This is a genomic window from Corynebacterium sp. H78, from assembly GCF_037572275.1.
Lineage (GTDB): Bacteria > Actinomycetota > Actinomycetes > Mycobacteriales > Mycobacteriaceae > Corynebacterium.
Genome location: NZ_JBBHKX010000003.1, coordinates 41,202 through 58,589 on the forward strand (window position 1 = coordinate 41,202; position 17,388 = coordinate 58,589).

General features: G+C 56.2%; 17 protein-coding genes. 5 read left to right on the forward strand and 12 right to left on the reverse strand.

Translation table 11 applies throughout. The features are described 5' to 3' along the window. Positions 1–92: 92 nt before the first annotated feature. Positions 93–1,019: a sulfurtransferase gene (locus tag WG934_RS06655; protein WP_339989305.1), complete on the reverse strand. Its 927-nt coding sequence runs from the start codon at positions 1,017–1,019 to the stop codon at positions 93–95. 113 nt (positions 1,020–1,132) lie between these two features. Further along, a complete protein-coding gene (locus WG934_RS06660; protein ID WP_339979088.1) occupies positions 1,133–1,483 on the reverse strand; it encodes a hypothetical protein in 351 nt (116 codons plus the stop codon). Positions 1,484–1,863: 380 nt separating this feature from the next. Here WG934_RS06660 and WG934_RS06665 point away from each other — a divergent pair, with 380 nt between their 5' ends. After that, positions 1,864–2,922 (forward strand): Cj0069 family protein, encoded by a 1,059-nt coding sequence (locus tag WG934_RS06665; protein ID WP_339979091.1) that lies wholly within the window; start codon positions 1,864–1,866, stop codon positions 2,920–2,922. A gap of 183 nt (positions 2,923–3,105) precedes the next feature. Here the strand turns inward: WG934_RS06665 and WG934_RS06670 are convergent, their stop codons facing one another. From WG934_RS06670 to WG934_RS06700, 7 genes are all read right to left on the reverse strand, one after another. Then, positions 3,106–3,825 (reverse strand): nucleoside triphosphate pyrophosphatase, encoded by a 720-nt coding sequence (locus tag WG934_RS06670; protein WP_339979093.1) that lies wholly within the window; start codon positions 3,823–3,825, stop codon positions 3,106–3,108. 63 nt (positions 3,826–3,888) lie between these two features. Next, complete coding sequence (locus WG934_RS06675) at positions 3,889–4,659, reverse strand: ABC transporter ATP-binding protein (RefSeq protein WP_339989307.1); 771 nt, start codon at positions 4,657–4,659, stop codon at positions 3,889–3,891. Beyond that, positions 4,656–5,672 carry a FecCD family ABC transporter permease gene (locus tag WG934_RS06680; protein WP_339989309.1) on the reverse strand — a complete coding sequence of 339 codons (1,017 nt, stop codon included), beginning with the start codon at positions 5,670–5,672 and terminating at the stop codon, positions 4,656–4,658. The genes WG934_RS06675 and WG934_RS06680 overlap by 4 nt, the downstream gene beginning before the upstream one ends. A 55-nt stretch (positions 5,673–5,727) precedes the next feature. Further along, complete coding sequence (locus tag WG934_RS06685) at positions 5,728–6,651, reverse strand: ABC transporter substrate-binding protein (protein WP_339979100.1); 924 nt, start codon at positions 6,649–6,651, stop codon at positions 5,728–5,730. A gap of 127 nt (positions 6,652–6,778) precedes the next feature. Beyond that, entirely contained in the window at positions 6,779–7,045 is a 267-nt protein-coding gene (locus WG934_RS06690) for an acyl-CoA carboxylase subunit epsilon (RefSeq protein ID WP_339989311.1), read from the reverse strand. Further along, entirely contained in the window at positions 7,042–8,670 is a 1,629-nt protein-coding gene (locus WG934_RS06695; RefSeq protein ID WP_339989313.1) for an acyl-CoA carboxylase subunit beta, read from the reverse strand. Before WG934_RS06695 ends, WG934_RS06690 begins: the two co-directional genes overlap by 4 nt. A 104-nt stretch (positions 8,671–8,774) precedes the next feature. Then, positions 8,775–10,370, reverse strand: coding sequence for an acyl-CoA carboxylase subunit beta (locus WG934_RS06700; protein ID WP_445228224.1), 1,596 nt, complete (start codon positions 10,368–10,370; stop codon positions 8,775–8,777). Between the two features lie 207 nt (positions 10,371–10,577). Between WG934_RS06700 and WG934_RS06705 the strand changes: the two genes are divergently transcribed. The 4 genes from WG934_RS06705 (at position 10,578) to purE (ending at position 13,851) form a co-directional block, all read left to right on the forward strand. Further along, the gene (locus WG934_RS06705; RefSeq protein WP_339979110.1) at positions 10,578–11,438 is read left to right on the forward strand and encodes a biotin--[acetyl-CoA-carboxylase] ligase; all 861 of its coding nucleotides are present in this window, start codon (positions 10,578–10,580) and stop codon (positions 11,436–11,438) included. After that, positions 11,438–11,899 (forward strand): hypothetical protein, encoded by a 462-nt coding sequence (locus WG934_RS06710; protein ID WP_339979112.1) that lies wholly within the window; start codon positions 11,438–11,440, stop codon positions 11,897–11,899. Before WG934_RS06705 ends, WG934_RS06710 begins: the two co-directional genes overlap by 1 nt. A gap of 87 nt (positions 11,900–11,986) precedes the next feature. Continuing rightward, on the forward strand, positions 11,987–13,258 hold the full coding sequence (locus tag WG934_RS06715) for a 5-(carboxyamino)imidazole ribonucleotide synthase (protein ID WP_445228212.1): 1,272 nt from the start codon (positions 11,987–11,989) through the stop codon (positions 13,256–13,258). Between the two features lie 68 nt (positions 13,259–13,326). Continuing rightward, positions 13,327–13,851: a 5-(carboxyamino)imidazole ribonucleotide mutase gene (purE, locus tag WG934_RS06720; protein ID WP_339979116.1), complete on the forward strand. Its 525-nt coding sequence runs from the start codon at positions 13,327–13,329 to the stop codon at positions 13,849–13,851. A 6-nt stretch (positions 13,852–13,857) separates the two neighbouring features. Here purE and WG934_RS06725 read toward each other — a convergent pair whose 3' ends face one another. The 3 genes from WG934_RS06725 to WG934_RS06735 all read right to left on the reverse strand — a co-directional run bounded on the left by WG934_RS06725 (position 13,858) and on the right by WG934_RS06735 (position 17,237). After that, positions 13,858–15,468: an FMN-binding glutamate synthase family protein gene (locus tag WG934_RS06725; RefSeq protein WP_339989317.1), complete on the reverse strand. Its 1,611-nt coding sequence runs from the start codon at positions 15,466–15,468 to the stop codon at positions 13,858–13,860. 85 nt (positions 15,469–15,553) lie between these two features. After that, positions 15,554–16,279 carry a TIGR03089 family protein gene (locus WG934_RS06730; RefSeq protein ID WP_339989318.1) on the reverse strand — a complete coding sequence of 242 codons (726 nt, stop codon included), beginning with the start codon at positions 16,277–16,279 and terminating at the stop codon, positions 15,554–15,556. A gap of 28 nt (positions 16,280–16,307) precedes the next feature. Next, a complete protein-coding gene (locus WG934_RS06735) occupies positions 16,308–17,237 on the reverse strand; it encodes an AEC family transporter (protein ID WP_339979122.1) in 930 nt (309 codons plus the stop codon). Positions 17,238–17,388: the final 151 nt, after the last annotated feature.

Genomic DNA, 17,388 nt, shown 5'->3' on the forward strand with positions numbered 1-17,388 from the left:
GGGCATTGAGCATGGGCGAAAAGGAATTACCTGCATATTCAGTAGTTATTTCGTACACCTAATTTCCCCTTAAAGGGGGGATTCGGCGAAGGCTATTCAGCCGAGTTTAGGCGCGGTGGCTTGTTATGTGCGCTACTTAGCTCGCCAGGTTCGCTTCCCGTCGCAATTGGCGTGCGAATCATGTTGCCCCACTCGACCCACGATCCGTCGTAATTGCGCACGTTCTCCTTGCCGAGCAAGTAGCGCAAGACGAACCAGGTATGAGCGCTTCGCTCACCGATGCGGCAGTAGACAATCGCGTCGTCGTTAAGTTCGACATCCTTATAGATCGCCTGCAGCTCTTCCAGTGGGCGGAAGCGAGAGTTTGGATAGACTGCCTGATTCCATGGGACGTTCACAGCGGTGGGAATGTGTCCACCGCGGAGGACTCCCTCCTGTGGATAATCGACCATGTGGGTCCGGTTTCCCGCATATTCTTCGGGAGTTCGGACGTCGATAAGAGTGCCATTGCCGATCATGTCGTAAGTATCCGTTGCATATGCGCGGAGCATGTGATCGTTGCGCTCCACTACGGGGTAATCGGTGCGGGGGTACTCGGGGACCTCAAAGCTGGTGTCGCGTTCCTCGGTCATCCACGCATCGCGACCACCGTTGAGTAGGCGAACATCCGGATGTCCGAAGAGCTCGAACACCCACAGAGTGTATGCAGCCCACCAGTTGGACTTGTCGCCGTAAATCACGACGGTGTCGTCGCGTGAAATACCCTTCGAACGCATGAGCTCGGCGAAAGCTTCGGCGTCAATATAATCGCGAATGGTTTGATCGTTGAGGTCTCGGTGCCAGTCGATGCGAACCGCGCCTGGGATATGTCCGATGTCATACAACAACATGTCCTCGTCGGATTCCACCACTCGTAGCCCTGGCGTACCAAGTCGAGCTGCCAACCAGTTGCTAGAGACCAATCGCTCAGGATGTGCATATTGCGCAAACAATGGATGTGGATCGAACGGTGCGGGCATCGGTGCTCCTGACAAAACGAAAATGGTCGTAGCGGTATCAACTTCAGCTTACGGGGTTACGGAAACCACAGTAGAATGACACAGCACACATGCCTTCCGTAGCGACGGAACCGTTAGTTCAGTAACTGCAGAATCTCGTCCAGCTCATCTGCGCCACCAGTAAGGTAGGCGCGCCAGTCTTTCGATAGCTCTGCCGGGTTGCTCGCTTGCAACTTTTCTACCCACTCATTTCGGATCGACGACGCAATGTCTCGCTCCTGCGCGACCGATACATCTCCTTCTCGAGCTTGCCGGCGTAACGCTCGAACGAGTTCCCCCAATGCAGCGACTCGTCCTTCTGCCATTTTTCCGGCAGGGAAGCTGATGCCACTTTTTGCCAGCGCGCACGCAGACGCGCCACCTAATCCCTGCCACTGCTCGAGCGCAGCTTTACGACGATCCGTCGCCACAGAAATCAACGCCATTTGATGCTCGCTTTCGTCGGTCAGTTGAGTGACCTTCTCTCAGGACTTCCTTGGACTCAGTGTATGCCTCGGCGGGTATGTAGATGGGGAATCGGAATCGTCGCAAATAAGGTGCGCTATGGACACTAAATGAACGCGAAGTAAATCAAGGGAAAGTCCACAGGAACACCTGTAGGACACTTCTCACAATTGGGGGTGAATGAGGGCTTTTCCCCCAGCGACCTGCATATAAACAAGACTAAAATTTTCTTAAAGAGTCGCGGTTGAACCCCCTGGCTCGATACCACTGAACGTGGGGTAATGGCGTCCCTTCGACCCACCGAGAAATACAGAAGGTGCCATAAAACGCCCCGCTTTGCACTTGCAACAAAGGAGAACAAGTGAAGAAGAACATTGTAGTTTTCGAGGTCGAGGGCGGCTCGGACAAGTTTATTGACGGCCACCGCAAGGACACCATGCCAATTGTTAAGGCAATCCAGGAAAAGGGTTGGGGCGCCGAGGTTGTCTTCTACCGCCCAGAGTGGACTGACGCCCTGTACGAGTACGTCGCCGCTAACTTCGACGGTTACATCTCCCGCGTAAACCCAGGCAACATTCCTGGTGGCGAAAAGGGCTACTTTGGACTGCTGTCCAAGCTGTCCAACGAAGCGGGCCTGGTTGGTATGTCCACCCCAGAAGAGATGATGGCTTACGGTGCAAAGGATGCACTGGTCAAGCTCAAGGACACTGACCTTGTTCCAACTGACACCGCTGCATACTACGATGTTGAGACTTTCCACAACACCTTCCCAACCTCCGTCTCCTACGGCGAGCGTGTACTGAAGCAGAACCGTGGCTCCACGGGCTCCGGCATCTGGCGCGTTCAGCTCGAAGACAAGGAGCTGGCAGCTTCGGTTGTTCCAGGTACCGCACTGCCATTGGACACCAAGCTGCGCTGCACCGAAGCTGTCGACAACCACACAGAGATTCGCGAACTCGGCGACTTCATGGACTTCTGTGACCAGTACATCATCGGTGACAACGGCATGCTCGTGGATATGCGCTTCTGCCCACGCATTGTTGAAGGCGAAATCCGCATTCTCCTCGTTGGTCCACACCCAGTCTTCGTTGTCCACAAGAAGCCTGCTGCAGGTGGCGACAACTTCTCTGCAACCCTGTTCTCCGGTGCGAAGTACACCTACGACAAGCCAGAGGCATGGCAGGATCTCATCGACATGTTCGCTGAGGCTCGCCCAGTCATCGCTGAGAAGCTCGGTGGCGACAACATCCCTTTGATCTGGACCGCAGACTTCATGCTGGAAGATGGCGAGGACGGCGAAGACACCTACGTTCTCGGCGAGATCAACTGCTCGTGTGTTGGCTTTACCTCTGAGTTGGACATGGGCATTCAGGAACTGGTTGCTCAGGAAGCTATCCTGCGCTGCGAGAACAAGAAGTAACTCCTCTCACCACAGCTGGACTATAGCTGCCTAGCTGCGGTACCTCTCTAGAAGGAAAGCGCCGGCACACATGGTGTGCCGGCGCTTTTTCATGTGTACTAGCGGCCAGAGTGCGAAACCTCGCTCCGGGCGTTGTCCTAGCTTCTTTCGAGCTGCCCCGGGACTATCCCGAGCAAGCGTGAGCTAGCGATTCCAGAAGCTAGAAATGGGCATATCCCACATGTTCACGACCCGACGGATAAGAGGCAACGACAGCCCTAGAACACTCGATGGATCCCCATCGATGCTGTCGATGAACCAACCACCCAACGCCTCCAACGTAAAGGCACCCGCGCAGCCGAATGGTTCGCCAGTGCGAGCGTAGGCTGCGATGTCTGCGTCGCATGCCTGTCCAAAGCGGACAGTCGTGGATACAGCTTCGGTGTGTTGAGCAGTAATGCCCACGGCCGTTTTCTGGCCAGATGCCAGTGACGGTGCTCCCGACTGCGCTCCGGTTGATCCACCTTCTGGCGACAATCGCACAATGCAGTGCCCGGTGACCAACTCTGCAGCCCTGCCACGTTGCGCCTCCCACCTGCGAATTGTTTCCGATTCAGTGTGGGGCTTACCAGTGAGGTGACCGTCGAGAAGCAGCATGGAATCACACGCAATAACGACGGTTTCCTGCGTACACGCAGCCAAACCGGACACCACGGCTGCTGCCTTGGCTTCGGCAAGTGCGCAGACTGCGGACTTCGCGCTTTCGAACGATTCTGCAACGGTGTGGACAGTCGAAGCATCGGCGCATTGAGCGAGAATCGCATCTTCATCGACATCAGGTTTAATAACCTCTGGTTCAATACCACCGCCTCGCAACACCATGAGACGAGACGGCGACGAGGAAGCAAGGATGACGCGGTTCATGATCGTCCAGTTTAATGACTCACGTTTTGCTGTCGCGACCGGTGTAGCTCCACGGGAGAAGCGCTACTTACGTTTCGGAACGACGGTTGGGAAGCCTGACGACGTCGTCACCTGGACCTCAGCTCCATAAACAGAGTTGATCCGCTCTGCGGTCAAAACCTGGGTGGCAGAGCCTGTTGCGACCTTCTCACCAGATTGCATGAGCATCAGAGAATCACTGAACATGCCTGCAAAAGTTAGGTCATGCATTGCCGACATGATGGTGAGACCACGGGCAATCCGAACTCTATCCACCAGCTCCAGGACATCCTGAGCATTACCGATGTCGAGGGCAGATGTCGGCTCGTCGAGAAGCAGGACCTGAGGTTCCTGCGACAACGCGCGGGCTAAGGCAACACGCTGAACCTCGCCACCTGAGAGCTCAAGTAGTTGACGGTCGGCGAAATGCGACAGGTCGAGACTATCCAGAACGGAATCAGCAATCTCAGGGTGATGACCTCGATACGGGGCTCGACCGAGCCTGACGTAGTCGCGGACGATCATCCCCTCTGGCAGAACTGGGCGCTGTGGCATGAGCGCAACAGACTGTGCAAACGTTCGACGACGGGTGTCTTTCGGAGCGAGACCCGCAATCATTGCAGTCCCTGAATACGGGATCACCCCTGCCAAAGCTTGCAACAAGGTTGACTTGCCACAGCCATTCGGTCCGACGATACTCATCCAACTTCCCATGGGAACATCGATGGATAGCTCATGAACCGCATTCCGATGCGCGCGTGCATAACGGACCGACAATGACTCCGTGGTAATCGCTACGTCATGGTCGGGCTTCATGACCGTGACCTCCCATGCCTATGCAACAGGAATAAGAAGAACGGCGCGCCAAGTGCAGCGGTCACAACCCCCACCGGAATCTCCTCTGGAGCCAATGCAACCCGCGCGAAAATGTCTGCAACGGAGAGAAACGTAGCACCCCATAGTGCGGTCAAAGGCAGGAGTAGCACGTGGCCGGGGCCGACAATCAACCGGATTGTATGTGGAACGATAATGCCCACAAAACCGATCAGACCCGAAACGCTCACCGCAGCAGATGTCGCCAAGGTCGCAGCAACCACTAATGCGAAGCGAACCAACCGAGGATTCACACCCAGCGAACTGGCTTCCATGTCTCCGAGCGTCATGACATCCAGGAGCTTCGCCGCCACTAATATCGCTCCGACCCCTAAAACGGCTGGCACCACCATTGCGACAACTGATGACCACGTAGCTGTACCGAGCTGACCCAGCATCCAGCCGTAGACTCGTCGTAAGGTTTCGGAGTTCTTCTGCAGCAAGTACGACTGCACTGCATTCGCAAATGCAGCGACGGCAACACCTGCCAGCACAACGGTGAGCGGACCAGAGCGATCACCTGCCGACGAACCTGCAAGGTAGGTCGCCACGACCGCGAGTATACCGCCGAAAAAGCCAATCCACGGCACAGTTGCCGACGAGACCCCCAACATGATGCCCACGGTCACTGACAACGCTGCACCCGAGGACACACCAAGAAGGTACGGGTCGGCGAGAGGATTTCGGAAGACAGCCTGATAGGCCGCGCCCGCAATTGCGAGCGTCGCGCCAACAAGCGCTGCGAGAACCACTCTAGGCAAGCGGATGCTCCAGAAGATGGCGGCTTGACGATCCGTGAAAGACTCAGGATTACCCAGCAAGGGGTCGACAAAACCCTGAGTTAGCTCCGACAGGATACCCGTCACTGGAAGTGGAGCGGCACCGGCCATAATGCCAAAAACAAATGTGGCCAGCAGTGCAATCGTCGCAAGTGCGATAGAAAGCGCGTATTTCATGCAGATCCAGACTGTCTAGTGAGAAACGAGGCAGCTGCTAGTTCGACACGACAGCCTAAGTTGCAGGCGCAACTTCAGGGAGCTTAGCCTGCTCAGTCAGAATCTTGGACAAAGACTCAATGAACGTCGGTAGGGAAGGACCCCACCGGCTGGCCAGGTTGGCATCGATAGGGAAGACGTTGCCGTTCTTCACCGCATCCACCTCAGACCAACCAGGACGCGCCTTCACGTCATCCGGTGAGACGCCTCCGTCGGAACCAGCGTCCGCCAAGAAGATGAGCTCTGGATTCTCTGACACTACTTGTTCGTTACTGAGCTGCGGGTAGTCAGCGCCGTCTCCAGCGATGGAGGTCAGACCAAACAACCCGTAAATCTCGCCGAGGAACGTGCCATTACCCGCGGTGTACAACGTCGAATCCAGCTCGTGGAAGTACGACACCTCTGCGTTACGGACGCTTTCCGGCACGCGAGCAATGGCCTTCGTGATCCGGTCGTGCATCGTGCTTGTGACCTCGGCCGCTTCGTCGGTATGGCCCGTAGCCTCGCCGAGCATTCCAACCTGCTGGTACGCCTCGTCGATCGATGCCGCAGTTGGTGCGAGAATGACCTCTACGTTTGCGGACTCCAATGAGTCAGCAATTCCGTTGACGTCCTGAGCAATGATCACGAGATCGGGATCTTCCGCCAGCACTGCTTCGGCATTGGGATTAAATGCCGACAAGTCCGTGCGTGGAGCCTCTTTCGGGGTGTCCGACAAACTATCGACGGCAATAACTTGATCGCCCGCACCAATTGCGAACAACGTCTCGGTAGCGGTAGGTGAAAGCGAGACGATGCGAGACGGAGTTTTGGCCTTTGGCGATGGCTCCTCGGAACCACCTGCACCTGAACAACCTACCAACATGAGCGCCGTTGCCACCGCAGCTGCCACAAGCGGACGACGACCTCGATGGACTCGGTTGTGCGACAAGTGAATCATTCCTTCATAATAATGGGAGTATGCGAGATTTGAGCTAAAGAAAACGCCCCCACCATGTGGTGAGGGCGCATTCTTATGCGACCGACTGGAAGTAGTCGATTCGAGCTACATGCTCAACTACATGCGATTAGTAGTAAGCGACGTTGCGGAAAACCGCAGGGTTGTAGCTGCGAGTGTTGTTCTGGAAGCCGGAGCCCAGAGCGCCCCAGTCGTTGCGAGGACCCTTGTCGGTATCAGCGTTTGCAGCTGCGTTAGCCATACCGGCAAACAGGACTGCGAGAGTCGCAGTTTCTGCAGGCGTTGGGTTTCCCTTAACGACTGTGAAGAAAGGTGCCTTTGGCTTTTCTTCGGCAGCGGTGTCGGTGGTTGCTTCGGTTGCGTTGGTATCGGTCACAGCGGAATGTTCCCATGCTTCTTGGCTGGTACGTTGACGACCTTGTTCTCCAGGAGACGCAGGCCTTCGATGATCTGACCACGGGTCTCGCTTGGAGGAATAACCGCGTCCACAAAGCCGCGCTCTGCAGCCATGTATGGGTTAACCAAGGTCTCTTCGTACTCTGCTTCGTATTCCTTCTGAACAGCAAGAACGTCCTTGCCCTCAGCTGCAGCTTCCTTCAGTTCCTTGCGGTAGATGAAGCCGACAGCGCCGGAAGCACCCATGACAGCGATCTGAGCAGTTGGCCATGCCAGTGCGATATCTGCACCCATGTCCTTGGAGCCCATCACGCAGTATGCGCCACCGTAAGCCTTACGGGTAATGACGGTGATCTTCGGAACAGTAGCCTCAGAGTATGCGTACAGCAGCTTAGCGCCACGACGAATAATGCCGTCGTACTCCTGGTTGGTGCCTGGCAGGAAGCCTGGAACGTCAACCAGCATGATGATTGGAATGTTGAACGCGTCACAGGTGCGGACGAAGCGAGCAGCCTTCTCGGAAGCCTTGATGTCCAGGCAGCCTGCGAACTGAATTGGCTGGTTTGCAACGAAGCCAACCGAGCGACCTTCGACGCGACCGTAACCAATGACGATGTTCTGAGCGTAGTCTTCCTGGATCTCCAAGAAATCGCCATCGTCGGAGAGGCGGGTGATGACATCCTTGATGTCGTATGGCATGTTTGCCGAGTCCGGAATAAGCGTGTCCAGCTCGAGGTCCGTCTCAGTGATGTTGTCCTGGATGGAACCTTCCATGATGTCGGCTTCCATACGTGGAGCCTCAGCACGGTTGTTGGATGGCAGGTAGCCAACCAGCTCCTGGACGAACGACAATGCGTCCTCGTCGTCGGAAGCGGTGTAGTGAGAGGTACCGGAGGTTGCCATGTGGGTGGAAGCACCACCGAGCTCTTCCTGTGTTACTTCTTCGCCGGTGACGGTCTTGATGACGTCTGGGCCGGTGATGAACATCTTGGAAGTGCCGTCGACCATGATGATGAAGTCGGTCAACGCAGGCGAGTAAACGTGGCCACCTGCACAAGCACCCATGATCAAGGAGATCTGTGGGATAACGCCCGAAGCGAGGGTGTTACGGAGGAAGATCTGGGAGTAGAGACCGAGGGAGACAACGCCCTCCTGAATACGCGCGCCAGCGCCTTCGTTAATACCGATGATAGGAACACCGGTCTTAACAGCCATATCCATGATCTTTACGATCTTTTCACCGTAGACCTCACCGAGAGCACCACCGAAGATGGCGCCGTCCTGGGAGAAAACGCAGACCTTGCGTCCGTCGATGGTGCCGTAACCGGTTACAACACCGTCGGTTACTGGGCGCTTAGCGTCCAGACCGAAGTTCTTCGAACGGTGGCGAGCGAGAGCGTCAATTTCGACAAAAGAGCCATCATCAAGCAGGAACTCGATGCGCTCACGGGCAGTCATCTTGCCCTTGTCGTGAACGCGGTCGACTGCAGCCTGGCCCATAGGGGCCTGGGTCTCTGCCAGACGGGCGCGGAGGTCGGCCAGCTTGCCGGCCGTGGTGGTCTTGTCCGGCTCAGTGCCGGTTTGAGTATTTGCGGCGGTCGTCATGTTTATCAGTCTACGTTTCCGATTGTGGGGGCGAGAAACGGGGGCAATCACCGTTAACGAGGGGGGAGCGTCGGGGGGATTCGTTTTTCGCCCTGATTTTGAACCTACAAAGGCATGTTCCCGTGCTTACGCGCAGGCCAGGCCACTTTCTTAGTGGAAAGTAGTCGGAGGTTTTTTGCAATACGGATTCGGGTCTCTGATGGAAGAATTACTTCATCTATTAACCCCCGCTCGGCTGCGATGTATGGATTCAACATGTGATCTTCATACTCGCGCTCAAACTCGTCAATGAGTGGCTGAAGCTCACGGCCGTCTTCCATCGCCTTGCGGAGTTCCTTGCGGTGCAAGAAGCCGACTGCTCCGGCAGCGCCCATGACGGCGATCTGAGCGGTAGGCCATGCCAGGTTCAGGTCAGCGCCTAGGCCCTTGGAACCCATGACGCAGTATGCGCCACCGTAGGCCTTGCGCATGGTGACAGTGATCTTAGGTACGGATGCTTCTGCGTATGCGTACAGCAGTTTTGCGCCACGGCGAAGGATGCCTTGGTGCTCCTGCTCCGCACCGGGGAGGAAGCCAGGTACATCGACGAGGAGGACAAGTGGAATGTTGAATGCATCGCAGGTGCGGACGAAGCGCGCAGCCTTCTCAGATGCATCAATATCAAGGCAGCCAGCGTACGACATGGGCTGATTGGCGACATAGCCCACAACCTTGCCTTCAATGCGGCCGAAACCGATCACAACGTTGTGCGCGCGGGTTTCCTGAATTTCCATGAAGTCGCCATCGTCACAGATCGTGGTGATGACGTCGCGGACGTCGTAAGGCACCGAAGGGGTGTCGGGGATGATGGAGTCGAGGACGCGGTCCTCGTCAGTGATGGACTCGTCGAAGTCGGAGTCCCACGCTTCTGGGAGGCACTGATTATTGTCAGGCAGGTGATCGAGGAGATCGGTAACCCAGTCGAGAGCATCCTTCTCGTCGGTAGCCGTGTAATGAGTATTGCCAGCGAGATGCATGTGTGCGTCAGCGCCACCGAGCTCGCGTTGGGTGATTTCTTCGCCAGTGACCGTCTTGATGACATCCGGGCCTGTGACGAACATGCGTGACGACTCTTCGACCATGACCACGAAGTCGGTGAGTGCAGGGGAGTACGCGTTACCTCCGGCGCAGGCGCCGAAAATGATGGAGATCTGTGGCACAACGCCAGATGCGCGGACGTTGTGGTGGAAAGTCTGTGCAATGTAGTCAAGTGATACCGCACCGTCCTGGATGCGGGCACCTGCGCCTTCGTACATGCCGATGATCGGACGCTGCGTATCGACGGCCAGCTGCTGGAGCTTCACCATCTTTTCGCCGTAGACCTCGCCGAGTGCGCCACCAAAGACGGTGCCGTCCTGCGAGAAAACGCAAACCTCGCGACCATCAATGGTTCCCCAACCGGTGATGATGCCGTCAGTGACTGGTCGCTTATCGCTCATGCCGAAGTCGGTGGTGCGGTGGCGCGCGAGTGCGTCAATTTCGACGAATGAGCCTTCGTCGAGGAAGTAGTCGAGTCGTTCCCTGGCGGTCAGTCGATCGGCATCGTGAACCCTCTGCTGGGCTGCTGGGCCCATTGGCATCGCGGCTTCAGCGCGACGGCGGAGAAGATCCTCGTTCTTAGCTGCGGTTGTCGCAGGGGAATCCTTCCAAGCCTGCTGGATTGGGTGCGGTGCCGCAGAGCTCGTTGCTGTCGAGTGTCCGACTGGCTGAGCGTCTGCTCGATTGATGGTTCGCTGCTGACGCGATAAACGTGAGGGAATGGTCATGTTTTGTCAACATAGTGTTTTGAGGGCAAAAGATAAAGAATAGCGCCTGTGATCTACCTCACAGTTTCGGAAAGGTGCTGGATATCGGTAGGATTTGTTTCCATGGTCAACACACCGGTAAGCCCCCGCGAGAACCGTCCTGCTCGCGCACCCCTCAATCCTGAGCAGCTCATCGCGGCCACTCCCGCGTGGCGTCGGGTACACGTGAAGGAGTCCACGGGTTCTACAAACGCGGATGTACTTGCCATGCTTGACGACGACGCCCCAGACCGCATTGCCATCGTTGCGTCGAACCAGACTGCTGGACGCGGTCGACTGTCACGGGTATGGGAATCACCAGCCGGCGCGTCGCTGGCAATTTCAGTGCTGTTCAAACCTCAGCAGCTAGCAGCGGAGCAGTTGGGCTTACTGCCGTTGGTCAGTGGTCTTGCCGTTGTTGACATGATTGTGAATGAAGCTGGCATCCCCGCCTCCGATGTCGGATTGAAATGGCCGAACGATGTTCTCGTTCGTGGCCGTAAGATTTGCGGAATTTTGGTTGAGGCTGGATCTATCGATCCACCAGCACTTGTTCCTGGAATTGGTATCAATGTCGACCTGCTTGATGACGAACTGCCAGTCCCGCACGCAACTTCGCTCACCCTGGAAGGTGCGAAAAATGTGAACCGCACTGAACTGGCCGCAGCGCTGTTGAATGCGTTGGATCGTCGTGAGTATCAGTGGCGTATAGATACTGCCAGCCTCATGGCCGATTACCGATCGTGGTGTCGCACCATCGGCACTGAAGTGCGCGTCGAGTTGCCGGGCGGGAACTTTCTCACGGGTAAGGCCGTTGATGTACGTGACGACGGTGAATTAATTGTCACCGACAAAACTGGCACATCTCATGTAGTAGCTGCCGGTGATGTGCAACATTTGCGAAATGCTGAAGGTGGATATTCGTCGGGAGGCGGCGCGCGATAATGGCTTTTCCATGGGACGAAATCGATGATGATGAGGAAATACTGCTGGACACGAATCCGGTGTTCGGTCGACTGGTATGGCCACTGCTTGAATTGCTGGTGATCACCGGCATTGTTTGGCTGCTCATCGGCTTCATCGATAATCCCGGAGTCGCATCGAACGATTTCATGGCCATCCGAAACTTCCTACTCCTCGCCTGGATAGTGTTGGTCTTCTTTCGCGTCGCACGACCGTTACTTGCTTGGCTGGGCGAGCGCTTTGTACTCACTGACCGGCGCATTATCTTGCGACGAGGCCTGGTACGTCCACGAGTCGTAACTATTGACCTCCGTTCTATTAGAGGAATCGACAGGAACGGTACGGTGCTGTTGCTACGAACGAACCCCTTTGGACCGCCGATGGCGCTTCGTGACGTCCCGTCGACAAGAAAAGTCGCCAAAATGGTTGCTCGCATGACGTAGCCAAGCAAGAGGCAATCACTGGGGAAGTGTCTGTTGTCGCTTTCGCCGGTTCCAGAGATAGGGAGCCTAACCCTTATGATGAATACCGTGACTTCTGCTTCTTCTGGTGAAAACTCTGTGTCTGAGTCAACGTTCAATGGCAATCCTGCTGCACACGCGCCGGGTATGCCTGTCGTTGCTGTCATTGGCGACGGGCAGTTGGCTCGCATGATGCAAACCGAAACGATTGAACTGGGGCAGTCCGTTCGAGTACTGGCTGGTTCAATGGACTCTTCCGCAGCGCAGGTGTGTGCGGATGTGATCCTGGGGGATTACAAGAACTGGGACGATCTGCAGGCTGCAGTAGCTGGCGCAGATGCGGTGACATTCGATCACGAACATGTGCCAACAGAGTTCTTACATAAGCTCCAGGAACAGGGCGTTTCCGTGCAGCCTGGCCCGGATGCACTGATATACGCGCAGGACAAATTGCTCATGCGCGGCAAGCTGCAGATGATGGGCGCGCCAGTGCCGCCATTCGCAGCAATTGAATCCGTTGCGGATGCCGAGACGTTCGCTGACAAAGTCGGCGATGCCGTGTGCTTGAAGGCACGACGAGGCGGCTACGACGGTCATGGCGTGTGGTTTCCAGAGCGCGCAGAGTTGGCGGGGCTCGTCGAGAAGCTTCTTGCAGAAGGCGTTCCGCTGATGGCAGAAGAGAAGGTCAATCTCGTTCGCGAACTGTCTGCAATGTGCGCGCGTACTCCGTCCGGTGATGTGGCTGCGTGGCCAGTGCTCGAGTCGGTGCAGACGGACGGCATTTGTGTTGAGGCAGTCTGCCCTGCGCCGGGTCTAGACGACGATCTGGAAACCGCAGCACGGTCTTTGTCGACGAAGATCGCCGAAAAGCTTGGTGTCACGGGTGCCCTTGCTGTTGAACTTTTCGAAACTGTTGATGCAGACGGCGCACCCCAGATTTTCGTCAATGAACTGGCAATGCGCCCGCACAATACCGGTCACTGGACGCAAGACGGTTGCGTGACCAGCCAGTTTGAACAGCACATGCGCGCAGTCATGGATTATCCACTGGGTTCTGTCGAGACGACCGCAGCGGTAACAGTGATGGCCAACACCCTTGGCGCCGACACGGATCCGGCGATGCCGATGGCAGACCGTTTCGCAGCAGTGTGGCGTCGTTTCCCCCAGGTGAAAATCCACTGGTACGGCAAGGACTGGCGCGCCGGGCGAAAGCTAGGACACGTTAACGTGTGTGGCAACGATGACTCTGCAGAAGGAATTGCAGAGGTTCGTCGAATCGCAGCCCTGTCTGCAGGTTTTATTGTTAATGCTGTGTGGGCAGATGGACACGACGTCGCGTAGCATCAGCGAACCACGCCCCGAAATCTAACTAGTTCTTTCTCACTAGCTCTTATTTAGAGGAGTACATAATGGCAGATCAACTGAAAGATGCTCAGGGTCCGCTGGTAGGGCTCATCATGGGCAGCGATTCCGACTGGCCAACGATGGAACCAGCAGCCCAGGTTCTTGCCGAGTTCGGCATTCCTTTTGAAGTTGGCGTGGTGTCGGCACACCGTACGCCTGAGCGCATGATTGACTACGCGAAGTCTGCGGCAGGAAAGGGCTTGCGCGTCATTATCGCAGGAGCTGGCGGTGCAGCGCACCTGCCAGGCATGGTGGCCTCAGCCACGCCACTGCCTGTCATCGGTGTGCCGCGTGCACTGGAGAACCTCGAAGGTGTGGACTCCCTGTTGTCAATCGTGCAGATGCCAGGCGGCGTACCGGTGGCAACTGTTGGCGTTGGTGGCGCCAAGAATGCTGGTTTGCTGGCAGTTCGCATCTTGTCTGCTGGCTTCCCAGAGTTGGTCGCTGCAATGGAGAAGTACCAGGCTGACATGCGTGATGCTGTTCTTCAGAAGGACGAAGCCCTACGCCAGAAACTAATGGGCAACTAGCGAGCATTAGGCTTTCAGATACAGTTCCGGGTACCGAAAAGTATCCGGATCTGCTTGTTTCCACGTGAATGCCCAATTTGCGAATCGAGTGCCACGCAGCAGCTCGCCTGGTTCAAGCCAGTTGTATAGCTCTGAATAATCCTCGCCAACTTCCTCGCTAGTTCGACGCATCAGATGCGTCGGGCCGAGGGCTGCGAAGTCCTGTAATCCCATTGATCCAAGAATCTGAGCAGCTTCCTGCACCGTTGCCTCGTGATAATTAGCTACCCGACGAGCTTTGTCATCAACATCGAGTGCTTTCCAACGAGCTGGATCCTGGGTGGCTACTCCTACCGGGCATTCGTTTGTGTGGCACAGCTGAGACTGGATACAACCGGCGGCCATCATCATGCCGCGGGCAGAATTGACGAAGTCGGCGCCGATGCACATGCGTTTGATGACATCGAACCCAGTGATGATTTTGCCACTTGCGCCCAGTTTGATGCGATCACGGAGACCCGCGCCAACGAGTGCGTTGTGCACCAGCATGAGACCGTCGGAAAGCGGGAGGCCAACGCGGTCAGAATACTCCAGGGGTGCAGCACCCGTGCCACCTTCGGAACCGTCGACGATGATGAAGTCTGGTGTGATGTTCTCTTCAATCATCGCTTTGCACACCGCGAGGAACTCCACCTGTGAGCCCACGCAGAGCTTAAACCCAACTGGCTTGCCACCACTGAGCTGACGCATAGTGCCCATGAATCGAACTAGCTCACGTGGAGTGGAATATACGCGGTGATACGGCGGGCTCATGACACCCTTGCCAACTGGAACGTGACGAGTCGCCGCGATCTCTTCATTGACCTTGTCGCCAGGCAACATACCGCCAAGGCCAGGCTTTGCGCCTTGGCTGACCTTCAAGTAAGTTGCTTTGACCTGCGGGATTGCAGCCTTCTGGGCGAACAGCTCTGGATCAAAGTCGCCATCGTCGGTTCGCGCTCCGAAGTAACCCGAGCCCAGCTGCCAGTAAATGTCTGCGCCATGCTCCAAGTGATATGGACTGATTGCACCTTCGCCGGTGTCTTGGACGAATTTTCCCATCGCAGCGCCCTTGTTCATGGCCAGCACAGCGTTAGGAGACAAAGAGCCGAAGCTCATCGCCGAGATATTCATGATCGACGCATCATACGGTTGGGTGCAGTCGGGGCCGCCGATGCGAACGCGAGGGTTGACCAACACAGTGTGAGCGGGAGCCATTGAATGGCGCACATATTCGTATCCGGGTTGTGTGACATCCCGTTCTGTACCGAATGACTTCTTCGAGCTCAATCCCTTTGCCCGCTCGTACACGACAGTACGAGTATCCCGGTCAAATGGAGCACCGTCGAAGTTCCTCTCGACGAAGTACTGCTGCATTTCCGGACGGATTGCTTCCAGCAGATATCGAGCGTGTCCCAGAACTGGATAGTTACGCAAGAGGGAGTGCTTCTTCTGATTGAGGTCATAGATTGCGATGCAATCGAGAACGAGCACTAGCCCCATCAAAATCCACCACCAGGGACCTAGATCCCATACGGCCAGCGCCGCGATGATGTTGAGTACGGCCAGAATTGCCAGGATGTACGGACGAGTAATCACATTGCAATGGTATGTGCGAATTCGCGATGGAGAGGAGGAACAGAGGAAAACACAATGCCAGATCTATGTTTTCAGCTGAAAACAGTTACAAAACCACGGCTTTTTCTGCCTCCGCGATCGCCCGCAACCGATCTTCGTCTCCGCCCCGCACGATCACCGCAGAACCATCACGCATCCACGGCGCAAGTACTGATTGAGTCCAAGCTTCGGCGTTAAAGCCACGATCTCCGTCGACAAGCCAACCACGCGTTAGGACACGCGCCTGAGTTGGTAGCTCCTGATCGCTGGCGTATTGCTCGGCCATCTCCAACAGCTTCTCGACGGAATGCCCCTCGATCAACTCCGCTCCCATATCATCCAACCCTGGCCCCAGGTACTGATCAGGATGGAGTCGAACCTCTGGGCCGAAGTCGATGACACCTGGAGGAATCGAGCCACCACATTCAGCGACCCCGCGCCCAAAGACATCATCAGTGACAGCAGCAAGGTAGGCATCTGGGCACTTCTCGTCCCACTCGCTCAGTCGATCCAGGGTGGTGAAAACTGCCAACGGCTCGGTCGGGCTGAGATGCATGCCTGCGCGTCGGGCACCCACCAGAATGCACACTGCCGACCAGATCGGGGGCAATTCGATCCAGATGGGGTCTCCTGCTTCCAAGTCGAATTCGTCGTGAAGCATGTTGGCGATCTTGGAGGCCCAGTTATCAAGCGTTGTCGCGGAAAGATCGACGCGTCCGCCCGTCGTTTCGTCGTAGCACGTAAGGCGGGGGATACTGGGATCGGAGTTGAGAAGCTTTTTCAGAAGTTCCACGCCTCTCAATGGTAGCGACTTCTGCCCGTCACCCGAGGAGTAGTGCGATGACGACGACTACAGGGACACACGCAAGAGTCGTAACAACGCCAGAATCACGTGCTTGAATAGTATTCCGCCCGTAGCGAGTACTGAATGTGTAGACGTTCTGTGCGGTTGGCAGGGCAGCGATTACAACGGCGGACAACAAGGTATGCCCACTCATCCCGAACAGCTGAGAAGCGATCAGCCAGGCAGCTGCTGGCTGGCCTATATTCTTCGCAAATGAGGACACCGCCACCGCTCGTCGTGGAGACACTCCATTCCGCAGAAACGGCATGCCATGAAGACTGACTCCGAAAGCAAGCAACGCCATGGGCACTGCCGCCTGGCCAAGCAAACTGACTGGCGTTTCTACCATCGTCGGCAGCGTTACCCCGGTCGCATTGATAGTGAGCCCGATAATTGCAGACAGGAAAATCGGGTTCTTTAGCGGCGACAGCAACGATCTTCCGAGGTTCAGCGAACCTTGCGACGAAGTCAGAACATCAAGAATCGTCAAACAAAAGGGTGCATAAAAGGCAATTTGGAAAATAAGCGCAGGTACGACGGAGGTGGCGTCGTGAAGCACTGCGATGGCAATGGGGATACCGAGGTTCGCGACATTGTTGTAACTGGAACTCATGGCGCCAACAACGGCGTCTGCTCCGCGTTGTTTGAGAAGCGGGGCAGCGATAAGAAGATAAAAGATCGCAACGGTTAATGCAGAACCTGCAGCGACGTAGAAGGGAAGACCGAATACAGCGCTCGTATCAGAGGTGGCCAGTGTGTGCACCAACATGCACGGCATAGCAACCCAAAACACGACCATATTCAGGGTGATGCCACCATTCTTACCCAGGACACCAGATCGACCGACCAGCCAGCCCACGGCAATGATCAGCGCGACAGATCCGAAGCCGGTGAGGATCTCTGTCATATGGGGCATCTAAGGTCGCTTTCGTGGGCAAATAACCGAAAAGTTCATGGGGTCGAGCGGTGGGTAGCAGAGGCTGAGTCGGGAGTCCCCCTTAGAGAGTATCTTCCGTCGCACGCTCTGCTGTGCTTGTCCGCGAGCGGTGTTCTACGTG